Genomic DNA, 19,240 nt, shown 5'->3' with positions numbered 1-19,240 from the left:
TCAGATGACCTTCCTGCGCGCCCAGCGCGCCATTTGCTCGACCGCGACCACCACGACGATGAGGCCGATGAGGATCCCGGCGGTGGACTGGTAGTCGATCGAGGTGACGGATTCGTGGAGCAGGAAACCGATGCCGCCGGCGCCGACGATCCCGAGGACCGCCGATTCGCGCAGCGCCAGGTCCGCGGTGAACAGGCTGTTGCCGATGAAGGAGGGGGCGAACTGGGGCCAGGCGCCGGACACGAAGGCCTGGAGCCGGCCGGCGCCCACGGCCTCGAGGGCGCGGATGGGGCTCGGGTCGATGTTCTGCAGCGCATCCGTGAAGAACTTGGAGGCCAGCGCCGTGCAGGAGATGGCTAGCGCCAGGAATCCGGCGAACGGTCCCAACCCCAGGGCGGCCACGAACACGATCGCGTAGACGATGTCCGGCACGCCGCGGACCACCACGATGACACCACGCAGCGCCCAGCCGAGCAACGGCACCTTCACGAAGTGATCCGTGGAGAACACCGCGATGACCAGTCCGATCAGCACGCCGAAGGTGGTGGCCGTCAAAGCCATCACGAGGCTCTCGAAGAGGCCCAGGGCGATCTCCGCGGTGAACACCGGCGGCACGAACCCGGTGAGCATGGCCACGGCGTTCTCCCAGCCCCGGGCCAGCCGGTCCGGGGAGATGCTCAGCGCGGACAGGGACAGGATGAAGAGCACGACGCCGGCCAGCAGCCCGGCGCTGCGGCCCACCCGGGGTGCGTTCCAGCCGGGGGAGGAGAGCTCCTTGCCCGGTGGGAACGTCATCGAGTGTTTGGTGTCCCCGGCATGCTCGGACACGGCGCGCTGCACCAGGTTCGAGATGAGCTCGAGGACGAGCAGCAGGACGATGATGACGGCGATGATCCCGGCGGCGCGCGGGTAGTCCAGGCTGCCGATGGAGCGCTGCAGGGCCACGCCGATGCCGCCGGCGCCCACGAGGCCGAGTATGGAGGACGCGCGGATGTTGATGTCCAGGCGGTAGAGGACGAACGAGGTCATCTGCGGCAAGGCCTGGGTGAAGGTGGTGGCGACGAAGACCTGGAAGCGGTTCGCCCCGGTGGCGTTCACGGCCTCCCGGGGTGCGGCAGAGATCTCCTCGAAGACATCCGTCATCATCTTGCCGATCATGCCCACGGAGTGGAACGCGATGGCCAGGGCTCCGGCTGCCGGGCCGAGCCCGAAGATGCGCACGAAGATGATGGCGAAGACGAGGGAGGGCACGGCGCGGCTGACCACGATCAGCGTGCGGCAGAGCCACTGGACCCAGCGCGGCCCGGTGAAGGTGTTCGCCGCGCCGGCCGCCAGCGGGATGGAGACCAGGGCCGCGATGCCGGTGCCGGCGATCGCGATCTGCAGGGTCTCGAGGACGAGTGCGGCCAGTTCCGGCACGGGGCCTGTGGTCGCGGGGAACATCCGGCCCAGCAGCCGGGTGATGTCCTCGAAGCCGGCGGCGATGGCCGCGGGGCGGACGTCGATCCACCACAGTCCGAAGACCGTGACGGCCCCCAGGATCAGCGGGATCACCCAGGTGGCGGCGGGAGCCCGGGGCGGCCGGGCCAGCGCGGGCTCCGGAGTCCGGCCCCGGGTGCCCGGCGGCATGAGCGTGGTGGGCATGTCAGGCACCCCGGTGGGCTTGGTAGATGGCGCGAATCTCCGGCTCGTCCGTGGTGTGCGTGGGCTTGTCCAGGATGAACTGCCCGTCCCGCACCGCCACGATCCGGTCCGAGACCTCCAGGGCGAGGTCCACCTGGTGCAGGGAGCACACCACGGTGAAGCCGTCCTCGGCGCTGAGCTTCTTCAGGGTCTCCAGCACGGAGATGCTGGCCGCCGGGTCCAGGGAGGCCACGGGCTCGTCCGCGAGCACTAGCCGGGCGTCCTGCATCAGCATGCGGGCGATGGCCACGCGCTGCTGCTGGCCGCCGGAGAGGGTGTCACACCGCTGGAAGCGCTGGTCCACCAGGCCGACCCGCTCCAGGTTCTCCACGGCGCGTTCGCGCAACCGCTTCGGGTAGGTCGTGATCCCGTAACGGGGCATGCTCAGGGAGCCCAGGGCACCCATCAGCACGTTCTCCAGCGCAGTCAGCCGGCCGACCAGGCCGAACTGCTGGAACACGAAGCCGATCTCGGTGCGCAGGCGCCGAAGCTCGCGCCGGCTGCAGCGGGCCGGCTCCCGGCCGAGGACCTGGACGTGGCCCTCGGTCGGTGAGTGGCTGCCGTTCAGCAGGCGCAACAGGGTCGACTTGCCGGCACCGGAGGGGCCCACGAGGGCGATGAACTCGCCGGGGTGGATCTGCAGGTCCACCCCGTGCAGCACCGTGTTATCCCCGAACCGCTTGACGACCCCGTCCAGGGTGATGCTGGGGGAGTGTTGCGCGGTCTCGGCCGCGGGCTTCTCAAGCGTCATCACGGCAGACCTCCGCCTGGGTGGTCTCGCAGATCTCGCGGATCGGATCGTAGTCGGCGTCCGTAGCCGGCTCGAAGGCGAAGGCGCCCGTGCCGCCCCACTCGCAGGCGGGGCTGCCGGCCACGTCCTCGCCCCACGGGGCCGGGGCTTCACGCTGGGCGCCCTCCTCGCAGAAGCCGGCCTCCACGGCGGAGACGGCGTCGTACTTCTCCATGGCGCGGGCCACGCCGTCCTTGATGTCCTGGGAGAGCCAGGAGCCCACCACCATGGGCGTACCCGGGATGGGATCGGAGGTGAAGAACGTCTCCGTGTCCCCGTCCTGGATGATTCCGCGGGCCGGCAGGAGCTCCGTCACGAAGGTCTCGGCCACGAACGCCGCATCGCAGTCACCGGCGATCATCTGGGTGACCGCGACGTCATGGGAGCCGGCAAAGACGGGGTTCAGGTCCTCCTCCGGGTTGATGTCCGCTTCCATCAGGGCGGCCGCAGCGGCCAGGTACCCGGTGGTGGAGGCCGGGTCCGTGAAGCACACGTCCTTGCCTTTGAGGTCTTCCAGTGAGCTGATGCCGCTGCCGGGTGCGGTGACGCCGAGGGAACTGACCGAGCCGGAACCGGGCTCGGGGGAGAGCTGGTCCTTCGCCACCGGCTCGACCTCCGCCACGTCCGAGGCCAGGTAGTAGGAGAACGCTCCGTAGACCGCGATGTCCACGCGCTCAGAGACCTGGGCCTCGATGACGCCGGCGTTGTTGCTGACGGCCTGGATCTCCACCGGCAGGCCTGTCTCCTCCTCGATGGCCGCGACCACCGGTTCGAAGGAGGCCAGCAGTTCCTCGCTGTTGTCCGTGGGGACCACGGCGAAGACGAGTTCGGCGGGGGCATCACTCGTGGTGTCTGCCGGGCGGGCGTTGGGGCTCTCGCCGCAGGCTGTCAGGGCGATCGCGGCTGCGGCCAGGAGGCCCAGGGTCTTGAGATGGGTGCGCATGGTCTCTCCTCGGGAAAGTCCAGATGGGGGTCAGGGGTGGTTCCGGCGTGGTTCTGCTGTGGGCCAGGCGTGCGTCCAATGGAGGTCAGGTAAATGTCTGGTCGGTTGAATAAGTGTGGCCAATTGATGCGAGTGGCAGGAGGTGCAAGGTGAACGTGTTTGGTATCACACCAGAATCAGTTGTAGATGTCAATGGAAATCTCGGAGGAGTAGGCGTTGACAGCCGCGCAGAGGCGTGCCACGGTATGAGCCATCCCACGCATGTCCTCGACGACGATGGCGGTCACCAGCCGCAGTTAGTCATTGAAGCGGCACAAAATATGCAGTCTGTGTACCTCTGGCACCCCATGCGCGTCTCGTGGTCCTCATTCCTCGTATCTCCTGCACCGAAGGCGAGCCCGAAACATGTCCACTGCCCCTCCCCAGAACTCATCTGACCGGAATGACGACCACAGCCGTCGCCGGCCCCACGCCCGCACCTTCCTGACTCGCACGGATCAGGCGCCGGGGAAGCCGCGCGGACGCGTTCTCGCCGGCGCCACCCTGGCCACCGCGCTCACCGCGTCACTGCTGGGTCCCGCACCCGCGCTGGCCGGGCCGGTGGGAGCGGTGGGTTCCGGGCCGACGTCGTCCACGGCCAGTGGACCGGGCGCCTCCGAAACCGTCCGCGGAGACCTGCCGAACGGCGGGCACTACGTGCTGATGACCCCGGAGCGATGGAACGGCACCGTGCTGATCTGGAACCCCGGCTACGGGGGCGGCGGATCCGACCCGTCGGCCGGACCCAGCGAAGGAGTGGTCGACTGGCTCGTGGAGCGCGGATATGCGCTCGCGGGGACTTCCGCGGCCGAGGGCGGATGGGCCGTGGAGGGGCTGCTGGAGAACCAGCCGCTGGTGATGGACGCCGTCCGTGACCGGCTGGGGGAGCCCGAGGACGTCATCGCCTGGGGCTCGTCCATGGGCGGGCTGACCTCGGTGGCCGCCCTGGAGCAGCATGCGGGCATCATCGACGCGGCCTTGCCCCTGTGCGGTTCCGTGGCCGGGGCTATCCCCATGCTCAACGGCAGCCTGGATGGCACCTTCGCCCTGCGGACCCTGCTGGCTCCCGGGGACGAGCGCCTCCAGCTGGTCAACATCAGTGATGAGGCCGAACGCCAGGCAGCCTTCCGTGAGGTGCTGGATGCGGCGCAGGCGACGCCGGAGGGCCGCGCCCGCATCGCGCTCGCCGCGAGCCTGGCGCAGATCCCGACGTGGACGCAGGCGGAGGACGAGAAGCCCTCGGCGAGCGACTGGGCCGCCCAGCAGGACCAGCTCTACCAGGCGTTCATGTTCGGGGTGGTCTCGCCGCGGCAGCCCCTCGAGGACCGTGCCGGCGGCAACTTCTCCTGGAACACCGGAGTCGACTACACGGAGGCCCTGCAGGGCTCCGACCAGCAGCAATTGGTGCGGAACCTGTACCGCCAGGCCGGGCTCTCCCTGGACCAGGACCTGGAGACCCTGGCGGGCGCCGAGCGGATCTCCGCGGATCCGGAGGCGGTTGCCTACATGCAGCGGAACGCGACGCCGGCCGGCGAGATCGACGGCCCCGTCCTGTCCCTGCATGAGACCGGGGACACCGCGCCCACCGTCACGCAGGCCCGCACCTATGCGGATCGCGCGCGGGAGAACGGGGACGAGTCCCTGCTGCGTCAGGCGTTCGTGGACCGGCCCGGCCACTGTGCCTATGCCGATGCGGAGATCGCCGTCCTCGTGGAGGCGATGCAACAGCGGTTGGACACCGGTCGTTGGGGCTCCACCACGAAGCCGTCACACCTGAACCGGGCCGCCGACCGCATCGCCCGCCGTGACGGACTGGACCGGGGTGGCTCGTTCGCCGCCGCCCGACCTGACCCACAGAACCGCCCGGAACGGGGGCCGGCCCCCGCGGCGGTGTCCCATCAGGGGATGCTGGGCGGGGAGCGGGCGTACGCGCTGCACCAGCCGGCGGAATGGAACGGTGACCTGGTGGTGATGCCGGGGCGGGACGATCTCACCGGGGTGACCGCTCAGTGGCTGGCCGAACAGGGGTACGGGACCATCGGGTATGAGCTGAGCGACGGCTGGGACCTCGTGCTGGACGAGGCCAATGCCGAGGCCGCCGTGGAGACCTTCGAGCGACTGGCCGGTGACGCCGATGACGTGGTGGTGGCCGGTCGATCCCAGGGCGGGCTGACGACCAGGATCGTCGCGGATGCCGCCCCGGAGTGGCTGGCCGGCTCCCTGCCGATGTGCGGTGGGGGCGCGGGGGCCATCAGTACCTGGAACTACAAGCTGGACACCGCCTTCGCCCTGCGCGAGCTGGTCGATCCCGACTCGGCCATGCAGATTCAGGGCATCGAGGACCGTGCGGCCGAGCTGCAGGCCATGAATGACCTGGTGGCACTGGCCGATTCCACCGAGCAGGGCAGGGCCCGTGCCGTGCTGGCCGCTGCCCTCAGCAAGATTCCCGCCGTGGACCCGGAGACCGGCGGGGAGATTGATCGTCGGCGTCTGGACGAGAGAATCGACCGGTACATCGAGCACCTGCCGTTTGCGATGGGCAGCCACGTGCGTGCCGGTTATGAACAGACCGTGGGCGGCACCTTCTCCTGGAACACGGGAGTGGACTACCGGCGCGAGCTCCAGCGCTCCGGCCGCTGGGCCGAGGTGAAACAGGCCTACCGGGAAGCCGGGCTGTCCCTGACTGAGGACCTGCGCACCCTGGATGAGACCGAACGGCTCTCGGCCGATCCGGAGACGGTCCGGCTGGTGGAGCAGACCGCCACCTTCACCGGACGGCTGCAGGCCCCGGTGCTGTCCCTGCACACCACCGGGGACGGGGCCGGGACCATCGCCGATGATGCCGCCTACCGGTCCACCGTGACCGCCGCCGGGTCCGCGCGCCAGCTGCGCCAGACCTTCGTGGCCTCCGAGGGGCACTGCACCTTCACCTCCGCGGAGGAGGCAGCGGCCCTGACTGCCCTGTTCGACCGGATCGAGACCGGCACCTGGCCGTCCACCACACCGCGGCAGCTCGACCGCCTCGCCGCCCGCGTGGACGCCGGCTCGGACCTGGACCTGGGAGCAGCGCGGTTCACCTCGGGCGAGGTACCGGGCCAGCCGGCACGGATGTGGGACGTGCGGAACTGGGGTGACTACCGGGCGAAGTGATCGCCGGGAGAACCTCCGGATCGCTTCGGCGCCGTGCCCTGCTTAGCCTGCCCGTGCCATGATCGAAGGACACGTGCCCGGCGGTGGGACCGCCGGGCCGTACCGATAGAGGACCTCCAGCCCTGAAGGAGCTGCGCCCATGGCCCAGGACCCGATGCAACACACCGGCCGCGAGACCACTCAGGACGTCGTCGTCGAGCTGCAGGACGCCATCCTCACCATCACGCTCAACCGCCCCGCGAAGAAGAACGCGCTGACAGACCCCATGTACGGCCTCCTCGCCGACGCTATCGAACGAGCGGAGTCAGACCCGGACGTCCGGGTGGTCCTGCTCCGCGCCGAGGGAGACCTCTTCAGTGCCGGCAACGACATCGCGGACTTCAGCCGCCTGGCCGAGCAGATCGCCGGCCACACCGCCGGAGGCGGTGCCGGCCAATCTGCCGACCAGGCGGCCACCGGGACCGTCGCGGCCGAGCCGGGTGGGCCGGCGTCGGCCATCACCGGACAGATGAACGTGTGGCGGTTCCTGCACGCGCTGGCGGCCTGCACCACGCCGGTCGTGGCAGCCGTGCAGGGCAAGGCCGTGGGCGTGGGGACCACCATGCTGTTGCACGCGGACTACGTGGTGCTGGCGGAGGGGGCCCAGCTGATCACCCCGTTCGTGGACCTGGCCCTCGTGCCGGAGGCTGCGTCCACCCTGCTGTTAACCCAGCGCATCGGCCACGTGCGGGCCTTCGCGATGTTCGCACTTGCCGAGCCGTTGGCCGCCGAGGATGCCGTGGCCACCGGCCTGGCAAACCGCGTGGTCCCGGCGGAGTCGCTGCTGGACACGGCGCGGCAGGTTGCCGGCGAGCTCGCCGCCAAGCCGGCGGGCTCGCTGACCGCCACCAAGCACCTGATGCGGAATGCGGAGGCGCTGGCGCCGGTGATCGACCGCGAGATCGCCGTGTTCACCGAGCGCCTGGCCGGTCCGGAGGCCCGCGAGGCCTTCGCGGCCTTTGCCGAGCGGCGCTCCCCAGACTTCTCGCCCTTCTCCTGACTCGCCTGACATCCGAACCGGAGGCAACCCCATGACCGAGAACACCGCCCGTCCTGACTCCGAACGCTCCCTGGCCGGCCGCACGCTGCTGATGTCCGGAGGCAGCCGGGGCATCGGGTTGGCCATCGCCCTACGGGCCGCCCGGGACGGGGCCAACATCGCCCTGCTCGCCAAGACGGCCGAGCCGCACCCGAAGCTCGAAGGCACCGTCCACACGGCGGCCGCCGCCCTCGAGGAGGCCGGCGGGCGCGCCCTGGCCATCGTCGGGGACGTGCGCGACGACGGCTCGGTCGCCGACGCGGTCGCCCGCACCGCGGAGCGCTTCGGCGGGATCGACATGGTGGTGAACAACGCCAGCGCCATCGACCTCTCCGGCACCGCCGACCTGCCGATGAAGAAGTACGACCTCATGCAGGACATCAACACCCGGGGCTCGTTCCTGCTGGCCAAGACGGCACTGCCCTGGCTGGCGAAGTCACCGGCCGCGCACATCCTGACGCTGAGCCCGCCCCTGAACCTCAACCCGGCGTGGGCCGGACGGCACCTGGGATACACGATCGCCAAATATGGGATGTCCCTGGTGACCCTCGGCCTGGCGGAGGAGCTGCGCGGGCAGTCGATCGCCGCGAACAGCCTGTGGCCGCGGACCACGATCGCCACGGCCGCCGTGCGCAACCTGCTGGGCGGTGAGGAGATGGCGGCCCGGTCCCGCACCCCGGAGATCATGGCCGATGCCGCCTGGGAGATCCTCACGCGGGATCCGGTGGAGTGCTCCGGGAACTTCTTCCTGGATGACGAGGTGCTCGCCGAGGCCGGGATCACCGATCTCTCGGTCTACGGTGGCCCGGCGGAGACCCTGGAGCGGGACCTCTTCCTGGACGGCTGAGTGCCGGTCAGAACAGTCCGGCGATCGAGCCGATGATCCAGAAGACCACGAAGACGAGGACCAGTACCAGCAGGGCCACCAGCCAGACCTTGTTCATGACCCCCGCGCCACGCCGGTCCACGTCGAGCTCGTTGTTGGTGGGCTCGGGGCTGGCGCCCTCGGCGGGCGGGGTATCGCCGTCGATGCTGTGACCCGACGTCTCACGGGTGGCTTCGGCTGCGTTCTCGGGATTGCCCGGGGTCTCTTCGGGACCGGTTTCGGGATTGGTGTTGGCCACGGCTACCTGCCTCCTGCGGTCGGTTGCTCCGGGCGTGCGTAGGCACAGGCTAACAAGACCTCCGGCCCGCAGAGAGGGTGGATCTGCGGCGCCTTGAGGATGGTTACCACCGGGCGAGCAACTGGGCGCCCTCCGTGAAGACTCCCATGAGCGCCGCCACCATGCCGGTCACGGCCACCAGTGAGACCACCACGGCCACGGCCCACTCGCGCCGCGACCCGGTGGGTCCGAGGAGCGGTAGTTTCATCCGGCCGCCAGTACTCCACAGCACGCGGGTCAACGGCGTCCTCGGCAGGGTGCGTGGCGGCCGCAGCTTCAGGGGCCAGAACGGGTTGCATCCGCCGTCGGTCAGCATGTCTCCGGCGATATGGACCGCGACCCCCAGTGCCACCGCGAGGACGAACCAGAAACCCTGCTCCCCAGACCCGAGGGCCGCCAGCGCGCCCAGCGGCACGGCGAGCAGCCAGGGCACCTTCCGTGCCCCGTCCGGCATGAACTTCAGGGCTTTCACCGCGAAGGAGGCCAGTAGTACGGTCCCGAGGCCGGCGCCAACCTGCACGGTGCCAGTGGTGGTGGGCATGACCAGCAGCGACAGCAGCCACGCGATCAGGGTGAAGCCGGCGAGGCCGAGCAGGGAGTGGGTGCCGTTGCGGTGACCGCCGGCCACCTTCCCGAGCAGGATGCACAGCCATTCGGAGACTGGCGGCAACGAGTGCGCGATCGAGGCGTGGCGATGGTCGGCATCCGGCAGGAGTGCGGCACCGGCGGTCACGATGGCGCCGGTCAGGATGCCGAGGTCCGTGATCCCCGGGAGCAGTCCGAAGCCCAGCGGGATCGCCTCGGGCAGCACCAGCGCGGATTCCGGTCCGAAGAGCCCGACGCCGGCCAGCGGGCCCAGCGGCACCGCATAGTCTGCGGCGAGCAGCACCCAACCCGCCGCCCCGGTGGCGGCATGGTGCGGTCCCATCATGGGCAGAGTTCCTTCCGGCAGACATGGAGGGGCCGTCGCGAAGGCACCCGTGTGGTCAGCTATCCATCAGACCACGATGCACGGACAGGCGAAGCACAGGCATACAAGGAGGCTATTCAGGGCCGTCGAGTGGGTTGGTCGGCCACGTGACGTCGATCCGGAAGCTGACGGAGAGGAGCATGGGAGACTAGCGACCATGGCGGGCCACGAGACGACGACACTGCTGACCGAGGCACTCCAGATCCTCAAGGACACCGACGTTGATGACAGCAGGGTCAAGGCGCGGGGACGCCGCGCCCATGCCCGCGTCCTGGCCATGATCAACTTCGCTGACGAGACGGCACGGCTCAGACGCGAGCAGCGCATTGCCAACCTGCTGATGCTGGCCCGGATGAGCCACGATGACTCGGAGTGGGCTCTCGACGAGGCACGCAGCATGCTGCACGAGGAGAAGCTCTAGTCGACTGCTACGGCCGGTTGCCCGGTCGGGCCGAGTCGGTCACGCGTATCAGGCGGGTTTGGTGGCCTTGCCGTCGAGCCAGAGCACGTCCGTCTCGTCCCGGTGCGAGCCCGTGGTGCCCACGTGCTTGGCATCGATCTGTGGGCCCTTCTTGATGACGTGGACCAAGGCCATGCCGTGTCCGCGGCCGAGCCCGTAGTCGGTCTTGAGCCAGTCGAGGACCTCGCCGGCCCTCACCGAGGCGTCGTTGTAACCACGGCTCTGCGCGATTTCGAGCAGTTGGCGCGGGGTGAGACCGGTTTTCTCCTCGATGGTGTCGAGGTAGGCCTGGAAGGACATGGAGGCTCCTGTGGTCGGTGTCCGCGGCCGGGTGGGCACCATTGTCTGCCATGCCGAAGCAGACGGCTACATCTTCGAGCCTATTCGGCTATGGGGAGGGTCGGGGGAAGCTGTCGCTGGGCAATGAATTCCGCCCTGACATTCATGAGGCGTTGGCCGTCTCTGATGGCCCAGAAGTACCATCCGTTGGTTGCGCGCTTTCGCAAGCTCTTGGCCGCGGCGGAGGGTGATGCGTAAGTCTTGCCTTGCACCTCTAATTTTCCGCCATCGAGGACCGTGGCTGTGGAGCCCGGGAAATCTCTGTGGGTGGAATGCAGGGTTTCGCCGACGGATAGCACTCCTGCGTCAATGAGGTGTCTTAGGTCGATACCCTCCACTGACTTGGCTTGTGGATCAACCACTGTCCCCTGATGCCCGTAGGGGGTGGGCCAGACCTGCAGCAACGTTCCAATGAGTTCGTCGGTCCGCCGGTCGATGAGTGTCTCATCCCATCCGCTGTTCTCCGTCTCGCTGAGGATGCGGCCCGTAAGCGTCAGGGTGTTGTGTTGCAGAAGCGCTTTGCGTTTGATGTCCCACGCAGCGTTGGAGACCTTGGAGTTGAGAGACTGCGTCAACAACGTGAGATTGCCCAGCCGATGCACTCGAGAAGATCGCGCCTCCACTTCTTCGGGCGTCCCTGCTGGCCAAGACTCTTGCCAAGACTGGGGCAGCACGTGCTCTATGGGCAGTCGATTGCGCTCTACTTGGGGCTGGTGAGTCTCCGACCGATAGAAGTTTTCGGCGGATTCGAGGATCATGCGCATACGCGCACGTGGATAACGCCGATACACAGATTCCGTGGCCAATGCGGAGCGGACTTCCATGTCCCCAGGCCAGTAGGTACTCGTGACATTCAACCGAGTCAGGTGGGTGGTGACCCGATCCACGAGGTCAGCATCGGCAGTGTTTTGGATGCTGCGGATGACCTCAGCGACGATGCGACCAAGATCAGAATTGGACAGGCGAAGAAGCTGCCGCCGGTAGACCCAGCTTTCCGTGCTGCGGATGATCTCTTCGGCTACAGCGGGCGGGATGTTCCTCAGTGGGTCTGTTAGGAACAAGAGGAGCGGCTTCAACAGTTCGACGCCACTGGCCCTCATCCGGTAGACCGCCATTTCAACTGCCGAAAGATGTCCGTCATTCTTGGCAGCTGCCTCGGTCCATGACTCATACATGTCGGCTTGGCGTCGAATCCGTGGAAGCAGATCCTTCATGGAATCACCAGTGTTATTGACGTATCTCTTGAAGGCACTGAACGTATTATGCGGACTGACTTCATCGCCCAACCGAGAAATGAGCCATTGGTTGAGGAACAAGGAGCTCCGGCCGACTTTTTGGCGCCCCACACTGACAGAGGATTCCCAGAACTTGGTCTCGAAGGGCCAGTCTCGCTCATATGCACTTTTGCTGTCCGCGCCTTCGCCTTCGAGGCGTTGGAATACGAAGTTGCGGACCAGATCGGCCGCGGTCAAGGGAGTGCCGCGGGCATTGAGTGTTTCGAAGATCTCTTGGGAGTCCTCGTCCGGGGTCAGATCGATCGAAACCAATTGGAGGCCGCCCTGGAGTACCTCGGCGAGGTGATCGGCACGCAGCGCGAACGCTGGGTCATTGGGCGAGCCAAGCCACTCTTCGGTCACACGTCGAAAGTACCGGTGTGCCCGAGCGATTCGTGATCCGTGGTTCACCAACTCGTCGTAAGACAGCGAAGGGTCTGCATTCATGACTTCGTCAAATGCTGCTCGGTCTTTGTTGAGATGCCTGACTTTGAGCGGACTCTCTCCGTGAGCGATGTAGTGGGACGGATTGTGGGTCAGGCCCTCCAGTTGCTGTGCTGGACTGTCCCAACCCGCGTCGCGCAGCAGTGCACTGGTGGCATCCATGAGTAGTTGCAGTGTCGTGAGGCGTTGCTGGCCGTCGACCACGTTCCAAACACCCATGTTGCCTGAGGCTGGCTCGGCAGCTTGTAGGACCACTGCACCCAGAAAATGGGAAACTGGCTTGAACGGGGTCCTCATGCGATTCTCGACCGTGCGGCGAATGTCCTGCCAGAGCGGAGCCCATTGTTCTTCTTCTTCCCAGACGTAAGGACGTTGGAACAATGGAATATTGAAGTGTTGGGGGAGGTTAAAGAGCTCCAGCGGGGTGCGTTTTCTCGTCTCCATCTGATGATCCTTTCACGATGCACAGTCACCGTGGGTCACTGCGCCAGAGCGCCTGAAGTCAATTGTCTAAAGTTAACTGATCATTTGTCGGTGCGAGGCGAATACGATCTCGCGAAACGCTGCTTCGAACTCTTCGAATGTGCTGAACCCAGACAGGCCCAGATACCGCAGCGTCCGCGTCGCGTCGGTCTGCTCGCTGGTCTCGCGCAGGTACCGGACCACAAGGTTCAAGAATCCCGCGAAGGCGATCAGCGCCACGAGGGCGAAGACCAGGGACGCGACGCAAAGGATGACGAAGAAGTTGAGTCCATAGCCTTCCATCCCGAAGTACCAGGGGACCACGGAGGCTGCTCCGCCCGTGACGATGGCGCCAATGGTTCCTACGGCAAACCAGCTGCCGACGCTGTCCGACATGGTGGAAGCACTTCCGATCTACGGAGCGTTGTGTGTGAGCGAGTGAGAAGAGGCAAGTGCGGAGACCTGGGCCACGGCACCGTTGGGGAGGAACGACGGCGGCCCCGCCGGGCCCGCTGTCAGCCGGCCCGGCGGGGAGGGCCCGGTCAAACCGGGCCACGCTGACTACAGGCCCGTCTGGCTCACACCATACTGAGCTTGCTCCGCTGTGAAGCCCTCAAAGATCAGCTGGTCGATCAGGCCGGCGCGGGAGAACGACGTGTAGTCCAGGTAGTTGGCGGCGGACTTGGCCGCCTGCTCGTTCCAATCGACCGTCACGCGGTCCACTGCCCACGTTGCATCTGCAGTTGAGTACTCCTCGAACTCCAGTTGACCGATGAGCCCAGTCCGGGAGAAGGCCGTGTAGTCGAGGTAGTCCTCGGCCGACCGCAGGGCGTTCTGCTGGCTCAGGGTGCCGCGTTCGGCTTCTGCCTCAGCCTCTGCGGCGGCTTCTGCCTCCGCTTCCGCAGCGGCTTCCTCGGCGGCACGGGCCTCCTCTTCTGCTTCGACCTCTTCCTCGGCTTTTTGAGAAGCCTCCGCCTCTTCGGCTGCTCTGGCCTCAGCTTCGGCCTTCTCGGACGCCTCAGCCTCCGCACTGGCCGATGCCTCGGCCTCCTGCGCCGCCTCCTCTTCTGCGGACGCGGTGGCCTCCGCTAGCTGGACGTCTTCAGTTGCCGAAAGGGTGGCGGACGAGCTCGAGGTGACAGCCGTCGGGTCGGTATCGCCACCACCGCATCCTGCAACACCGGTGACGATGGACAGTGCCAAAACACCCGCCGGTAGGATGGCGCGCTTCTTCTTGTACCAGGGGCGTGTGGCCCGGGTAGCTGCTCTGGTGGCCTTGCCGTTAGGCGGGGTACCGCCGGTGATGGGGTCCTGGGGGTATCCGTGAGGGGAGGGGTGGTTGTGAGACATGGAAAGGTCCTTCATGAGGATCGCGAGGGAAGCGATTGACGGTGCGAACCGGTGCAGCGGAGGGGTTCCGCCATGCCGGCTCTCCGGGTCTGCCGGAACAGAGGCCGATGAAATCCCTCCAGATGAGGGGATCGACCTGTTCTGGACCCTACGGATGGGGGTGGACGCGATAAGGGAGTATGCCACCGGCATGCGCACACCCGAGGGGCTTTTGTGCGCGAGTCGGGGACGAATGCTCACGGAACCGCTGTTGCGTGAGCATCTTCAATCAGACGGTCACAGAAGGGATCAACCGTCGCGTTCGAGGAGAACACCCACGATGCGGGGGGCAAAGTAGCGGCGACGGTAGGTGCTGCCCGGGTCGAGGACCTGCAGGACCCCCACATCCACGAGTTGGTCGATGATCTTGCGCGCTCCACCAGTGGAAAGCCCCAGCTCGCGAGCTGTGATCGCTGCCGTGAAAGTAGGTTGCGCGGTGGCCAGGTCGACCATGGCGTGGGCGCTTTCCGATCGGATGGTGGAGGATCGGACGGTGTCCTTCAGCTCGGCTTGAACGGTGCCGAGGCGCAGCATCTGCCGGTGGGTCGAGACCGCCGCCTGTTCCAGCCCTTGGGCGAAGAAGCGAAGGAAGGAATCCCAGTCGCCGTCGGTGCTGACGCGGAGCAGGTGGTCGTAGTAGTCAGTTCGGCGAGCTTCGAACCAGGGGGAGACTGTCAGGGTCGGCTCGCTGAGCAGCCCCAAGGCCAGCAGGTCCATGACGATGAGATACCGCCCCAAGCGCCCATTGCCGTCCCGGTACGGATGGAGGGTCTCGAACTGGTAGTGGGCCATGCCGGTCTTGATGAGGGGATCGATCCTGCCGGTGTGGTCGGAGGCCTTCCACGTCATCAGCTCGTCCACGCCGGCAGCCAACTGGTCGCCCGGGGGCACGGGCACAAACCGGGCGGCCTCGGTGGGAAGTGCATCTGGTCTCGCCCCTTGCTGCCTACCGATGACGACCTGGCTGTGCCGAAGCCGACCGGATTCCGAGTGGAGAGGCGTGCCTGACATCAGGATGTCCTGCAACTCGTTGAGCAACGTCGTGGACAGGGAACGTCCTGCGGCCTGCGCTGCGTAGCCGTGGTTGGCCATGCGCACGTAGTTGAGGATCTCACGCATCTCGGAGGTGGCCGCATGCTCGACATCGGCGGTCACGACGTCGGACAGCGGTGCGTAGGTGCCCTCCAGGGCCGAGGTGCTCTGGGCCTCCTGGCGCAGTGTTGGCTGGCGGAGTAATTGTGGGTTGGGCAGTTGCCGTGCCGTGTTGTCCAAGGCGGCCAGTGCAGAGCGGGCGTTGCCCAAGGACAGTACGGTCTCCATGGACAACTGGGGCATGGAGTCCGGGAGCCCATGGGGGAGAAATGCCTTGTGCTCCCATGAACCCAGGGAAGGGTCGGAACCGCGAACGGTGACGAGATCGCCTGTCGCCTGCTCGCCGAAGAGTGTCAGATCCACATGCTCACACTACGGGCGTTTCGTGACCATGTCAGCCATCAATGCTCACAAAACGATTAATCTGTCATCATTGATCGCCTTGAAGCGACACCACGGCTTCGATCGGCGACCCTCACTCGGGAAGGTACAGGCTGGTCTCCTCCTCTCGGCCTCCACGCAGTCCTGCTTGGCGCAGGCCGGGGATTCACGAGCCAGGGTGGCCTCAGTTCATCCCTGTCAGTGGCCGAGGAACGTCTGGAGGCCGGCCAGGTCGTCGGTGTTGATGTGGTCCACGCCGGCGGCCTCGAGCTCCGCCCAGAGGTTCTCGCGAGCCTGTCCGGCGATGTCGTTCGTGGCCCAGAACCTGACACGGTAGCCGGCGGCGTGGGCCTGGTCCACGTACTCGTACAGGCGCTCGCGCTCAACGGCCGGCATCTCGCCCACGCCTTGCCACGTGAACAGCTTGGTCCAGTTCTCGCTGATCAGCGGCATGAATGCCGCATCCATGCCGGAGCCAAGGTCCGCGGACCTGCCGTCGTAGGCGGAGTAGCGGGTGTCGGCGGCCTGCATGTCCGCCAGCGGGCGGTTCCCACTGATGACGGCCTCGACCGCGCGGTCCTTGACCTGCCCGTTCTTGTAGCGGGTAATGAACTGAGAGTGCTCGGCTAGCTCGTCCTCGATCGCGGCCCAGGTGGCCGGGCCCTCGCTCTTGATGTCGATCAGGAGTTGAAAGTCTCCGTCGTAGCCGGGGTAGAGCTGCTTGCCGTTGGGGGAGACCAGCTCGGACAGTGGCTCGAGGTAGGCCTCCTCCAGGGTGGGGGCGTCGTCGAGTTCCCAGGAGTCGTGGGCTACGAGCAGCTCGCCGTCTACGAGCCAGACATCCGCTTCCACGGAGGTGAAGCCGTGCTCCAGGGCGTCTAGCAGCGGGCGCTCGTGCTCGTAGTCGTTGTGGGCGTGAGCCTGTGCCAGAGGGGTACCCAGCGTGACAGCGGGAGCAGAGGGGGTCGCCGCGGTGGCGGCCTGCGGGCCGGCCAACAGGAGTGCGACGGCGGCGCCGGAACCGAGCGTGCGGATGAGGGACTTCATGGCGTGGAGACTTTCCAGTGGGGAACGGGACCCCTCGATCCTTCATCGGCCGGGTTTCCACCGCAGTGCCCCGCGGTGAATATCAAGGCAACAGCGGGTGACGCTGCCCGGATCCCGTCGCCTGGGCTCAGTGGATGGTCAGTGGCGTGGTCGGATACCGGCTGTTACCGAAAGACCATCTTGTTGGATTTGGTGCGGTTGCACTTCCAACAGAGCGTCTGCAGGTTCTCGATAGTCGAAAGCCCACCCTTGGAAACGGGGACGATGTGATCAACTTCGAGCAGGAGGTGGGGTTCCTTGGTCAGAGAGATCGAGCAGTTCTGACACGTGTGGTTGTCGCGATCCTTGATGAAATTTCGAAGTCGGGCCGTCATGAGGGCCCGCTGCCCTGCGGCGCTGCGCTTGAACTTGATCTTTTCGGAGAGACGCTCAGAAACCGCATCAATGGTTCTTGTGTCCAGCTTGATTGTCGTCTTCTGCGAGCTGTTGCCACCCGCACTGACGTACTCAAACTTGTAGGTGGGGTAGGGGACGCTGATGGGGGAGAGCTTGACTCCGGCGTGCTGCATGAACTCTTCCGCGTAGTACTCCAGGATGAATGCCGGCGGGACGAAAGATTTTGTGATGCTCTTTTCTCGTTGCTTCAGATTGATGACCGCGTTCTCAAGCTGGGCGAGTTCCGATCCAAGAGCTTCTACTTCAGCTAGTCGCGGTTCCTCAGCTTTGATGTTGAAATACTTCATCAGGTACTTGATGGGGTCTGCTTTGGCGCTGCGGACGACCTGGAGAGAACAGTTGTGCACGTTGGATGCCGTGTACTGCGCTACATTGCGGTCACGGCGGTAGTTATGAGTGCTGGTGTTCTCAAAGGCCGCAAGGTGCGATTGGGAGCCCGTGGACGAAATGCCGAGTGCAAAGGTGCCGCGGCTGCGGATCTCGGACGTGTAGGCGGCGATCTCGTTGTGCTCGGCCACGAAGGAAGCGATCTCCGACTTCTTCTGCTGAAATTCTTCGCTGGCGAAATACTTGTTCTTGCGTACGTCCCGAATGATTCCTGGAAGCACTGCCGCGGCCACCACGATGACGAAGACGATCAGTGCGATGTACCAGTACTCAACGATGAAGACTAGAACGGCTGCGATGAGGCCAATGGCGATGAGGTAAGGGGCTCATCACAAACGAGGGTGTAGAGCGCGGTCTCGGCGGGGCGGCGCGTCGGTGGCTGGATAGAGGTCGAGGCCTTTCGAAGATGGAAGTTCCTACACAAGCCATCTGAAAGACCTCGACGTGTCCAACGCTACCTTCCACGACTGTGACCTGACCAAGTTCTGCCGCCTCGACGAACTCGGCCTCGAAGCCACCGGCCAACGCCTAGAACCCGGTCGGGCGGTGCTGGCCTGCCGAGTGGTCGAGCCGGATGACTGGTGCCACCGCTGCGGATCCCGGGGCACCCCAAGGGGCACCGTGATCCGTCGACTGGCGCACGAACCGCTGGGCTGGCGGCCCACCATCCTGCACATCACGGTCCGCCGCTACCGGTGCGCCGGCTGCGCCCACGTCTGGCGTCAGGACACCACCGCCGCGGCCGAACCCAAGTCCAAGATCTCCCGCCGGGCGTTGCGCTGGGCCCTGGAGGCCCTGGTGATCGGCCACCTGACCATCGCCCGGGTCGCCGAAGCGCTGGCGGTGCGGTGGAACACGGCCAACGATGCCGTCCTGGCCGAAGGCAAGCGGATGCTCATCGACGACCCGACCCGGTTCGACCGGGTCACCGCAATCGGCGTGGACGAGCACGTGTGGCGCCACACCCGGCGCGGCGACAAATACGTCACCGTGATCATCGATCTCACCCCGCTGCGCGCTGGCACCGGGCCGGCCCGCCTGCTGGACATGGTCGAAGGCCGTTCCAAGCAGGTGTTCAAGACCTGGCTGGCCGAACGCGACCAGTCCTGGCGGGACAACGTGGAGGTGGTGGCCATGGACGGCTTCACTGGGTTCAAGACCGCCACGGAGGAGGAACTGCCCGAGGCCACCGCGGTCATGGATCCCTTCCACGTCGTCCGTCTGGCCGGCGATGCCCTCGAGCGGTGCCGGCGCCGAGTCCAGCAACAGGTCCACGGCCACCGCGGCTGCAAGGACGATCCGCTCTACAAGGCCCGCCGGACCCTGCTCACCGGGGCTGACCTGCTCACCGAGAAGCAGTACTCCCGCATCCAGAACGTCTTCGAGACTGATGAGCACGTGGAGGTCGAGGCGACCTGGGCGTTCTACCAACACATGGTCGCCGCCTACCGGGAACCAGACCGGACCAAGGGCAAGACGATGATGCAGACGCTGATCACCAAGCTGGGCCGGACGGTGCCGACCCAGCTCACCGAACTGGCAGCGTTGGGCAGGACGCTGAAGAAGCGGGCGGCGGACATCCTGGCCTACTTCGACCGCCCCGGCACCTCCAACGGCCCCACCGAGGCCATCTGTGAGTCTGGATCTGGCTGGTCTGGGACTGGCCGGTCAGGATGGATGTCGGTCGTATCGA

General features: G+C 66.3%; 17 protein-coding genes. 5 read left to right on the top strand and 12 right to left on the bottom strand.

Annotated elements, in window-relative coordinates:
- From phnE to ACFFIO_RS08845, 3 genes are read right to left on the bottom strand one after another with little or no spacing between them, the layout of a single operon-like run.
- Positions 1-1,644 (bottom strand): phosphonate ABC transporter, permease protein PhnE, encoded by a 1,644-nt coding sequence (phnE, locus tag ACFFIO_RS08855; protein ID WP_378041220.1) that lies wholly within the window; start codon positions 1,642-1,644, stop codon positions 1-3.
- Between the two features lies 1 nt (position 1,645).
- Complete coding sequence (gene phnC / locus ACFFIO_RS08850; RefSeq protein WP_366218490.1) at positions 1,646-2,434, bottom strand: phosphonate ABC transporter ATP-binding protein; 789 nt, start codon at positions 2,432-2,434, stop codon at positions 1,646-1,648.
- A complete protein-coding gene (locus ACFFIO_RS08845; protein WP_366218491.1) occupies positions 2,424-3,416 on the bottom strand; it encodes a phosphate/phosphite/phosphonate ABC transporter substrate-binding protein in 993 nt (330 codons plus the stop codon). The genes phnC and ACFFIO_RS08845 overlap by 11 nt, the downstream gene beginning before the upstream one ends.
- A gap of 405 nt (positions 3,417-3,821) precedes the next feature.
- Here ACFFIO_RS08845 and ACFFIO_RS08840 point away from each other — a divergent pair, with 405 nt between their 5' ends.
- The 3 genes from ACFFIO_RS08840 to ACFFIO_RS08830 all read left to right on the top strand — a co-directional run bounded on the left by ACFFIO_RS08840 (position 3,822) and on the right by ACFFIO_RS08830 (position 8,530).
- Entirely contained in the window at positions 3,822-6,605 is a 2,784-nt protein-coding gene (locus ACFFIO_RS08840) for an alpha/beta fold hydrolase (protein ID WP_378041219.1), read from the top strand.
- A gap of 139 nt (positions 6,606-6,744) precedes the next feature.
- The gene (locus ACFFIO_RS08835; RefSeq protein ID WP_378041218.1) at positions 6,745-7,644 is read left to right on the top strand and encodes an enoyl-CoA hydratase-related protein; all 900 of its coding nucleotides are present in this window, start codon (positions 6,745-6,747) and stop codon (positions 7,642-7,644) included.
- Between the two features lie 31 nt (positions 7,645-7,675).
- Complete coding sequence (locus tag ACFFIO_RS08830; protein ID WP_378041217.1) at positions 7,676-8,530, top strand: SDR family oxidoreductase; 855 nt, start codon at positions 7,676-7,678, stop codon at positions 8,528-8,530.
- A gap of 7 nt (positions 8,531-8,537) precedes the next feature.
- On the opposite strand, the gene ACFFIO_RS08825 is transcribed toward ACFFIO_RS08830, so the two are convergent.
- Together ACFFIO_RS08825 and ACFFIO_RS08820 are read right to left on the bottom strand one after the other, a co-directional pair.
- A complete protein-coding gene (locus tag ACFFIO_RS08825) occupies positions 8,538-8,807 on the bottom strand; it encodes a DUF6480 family protein (RefSeq protein ID WP_115932235.1) in 270 nt (89 codons plus the stop codon).
- A 103-nt stretch (positions 8,808-8,910) separates the two neighbouring features.
- Positions 8,911-9,777, bottom strand: a complete 867-nt coding sequence (locus ACFFIO_RS08820) for a metal-dependent hydrolase (protein ID WP_378041216.1) — start codon at positions 9,775-9,777, stop codon at positions 8,911-8,913.
- 196 nt (positions 9,778-9,973) lie between these two features.
- On the opposite strand from ACFFIO_RS08820, the gene ACFFIO_RS08815 reads away from it, so the two are divergent.
- Positions 9,974-10,237: a hypothetical protein gene (locus tag ACFFIO_RS08815; RefSeq protein ID WP_378041215.1), complete on the top strand. Its 264-nt coding sequence runs from the start codon at positions 9,974-9,976 to the stop codon at positions 10,235-10,237.
- A gap of 48 nt (positions 10,238-10,285) precedes the next feature.
- Here the strand turns inward: ACFFIO_RS08815 and ACFFIO_RS08810 are convergent, their stop codons facing one another.
- The 7 genes from ACFFIO_RS08810 to ACFFIO_RS08780 form a co-directional block, all read right to left on the bottom strand.
- Entirely contained in the window at positions 10,286-10,576 is a 291-nt protein-coding gene (locus ACFFIO_RS08810; protein WP_378041214.1) for a DUF4287 domain-containing protein, read from the bottom strand.
- 80 nt (positions 10,577-10,656) lie between these two features.
- Entirely contained in the window at positions 10,657-12,777 is a 2,121-nt protein-coding gene (locus ACFFIO_RS08805; RefSeq protein WP_378041213.1) for a GmrSD restriction endonuclease domain-containing protein, read from the bottom strand.
- 72 nt (positions 12,778-12,849) lie between these two features.
- Entirely contained in the window at positions 12,850-13,191 is a 342-nt protein-coding gene (locus ACFFIO_RS08800) for a hypothetical protein (protein WP_115932227.1), read from the bottom strand.
- Between the two features lie 165 nt (positions 13,192-13,356).
- Positions 13,357-14,145, bottom strand: a complete 789-nt coding sequence (locus ACFFIO_RS08795; protein ID WP_378041212.1) for an Ltp family lipoprotein — start codon at positions 14,143-14,145, stop codon at positions 13,357-13,359.
- Between the two features lie 288 nt (positions 14,146-14,433).
- A complete protein-coding gene (locus ACFFIO_RS08790) occupies positions 14,434-15,519 on the bottom strand; it encodes a Fic family protein (RefSeq protein ID WP_378041211.1) in 1,086 nt (361 codons plus the stop codon).
- A gap of 336 nt (positions 15,520-15,855) precedes the next feature.
- On the bottom strand, positions 15,856-16,704 hold the full coding sequence (locus ACFFIO_RS08785) for a phosphatidylinositol-specific phospholipase C/glycerophosphodiester phosphodiesterase family protein (RefSeq protein WP_378041210.1): 849 nt from the start codon (positions 16,702-16,704) through the stop codon (positions 15,856-15,858).
- A 164-nt stretch (positions 16,705-16,868) separates the two neighbouring features.
- Positions 16,869-17,780: an HNH endonuclease gene (locus ACFFIO_RS08780; RefSeq protein WP_378041209.1), complete on the bottom strand. Its 912-nt coding sequence runs from the start codon at positions 17,778-17,780 to the stop codon at positions 16,869-16,871.
- A gap of 211 nt (positions 17,781-17,991) precedes the next feature.
- Here ACFFIO_RS08780 and ACFFIO_RS08775 point away from each other — a divergent pair.
- Positions 17,992-19,240, top strand: a 1,249-nt coding sequence (locus ACFFIO_RS08775; RefSeq protein ID WP_378041208.1) for an ISL3 family transposase, incomplete at its 3' end; no start/stop codon positions are given.

This window comes from Citricoccus parietis, assembly GCF_042433045.1.
GTDB lineage: Bacteria > Actinomycetota > Actinomycetes > Actinomycetales > Micrococcaceae > Citricoccus > Citricoccus parietis.
The sequence above is the reverse complement of the archived record's forward strand: the minus strand, read 5'-3'. Positions and strand labels throughout refer to the sequence as shown.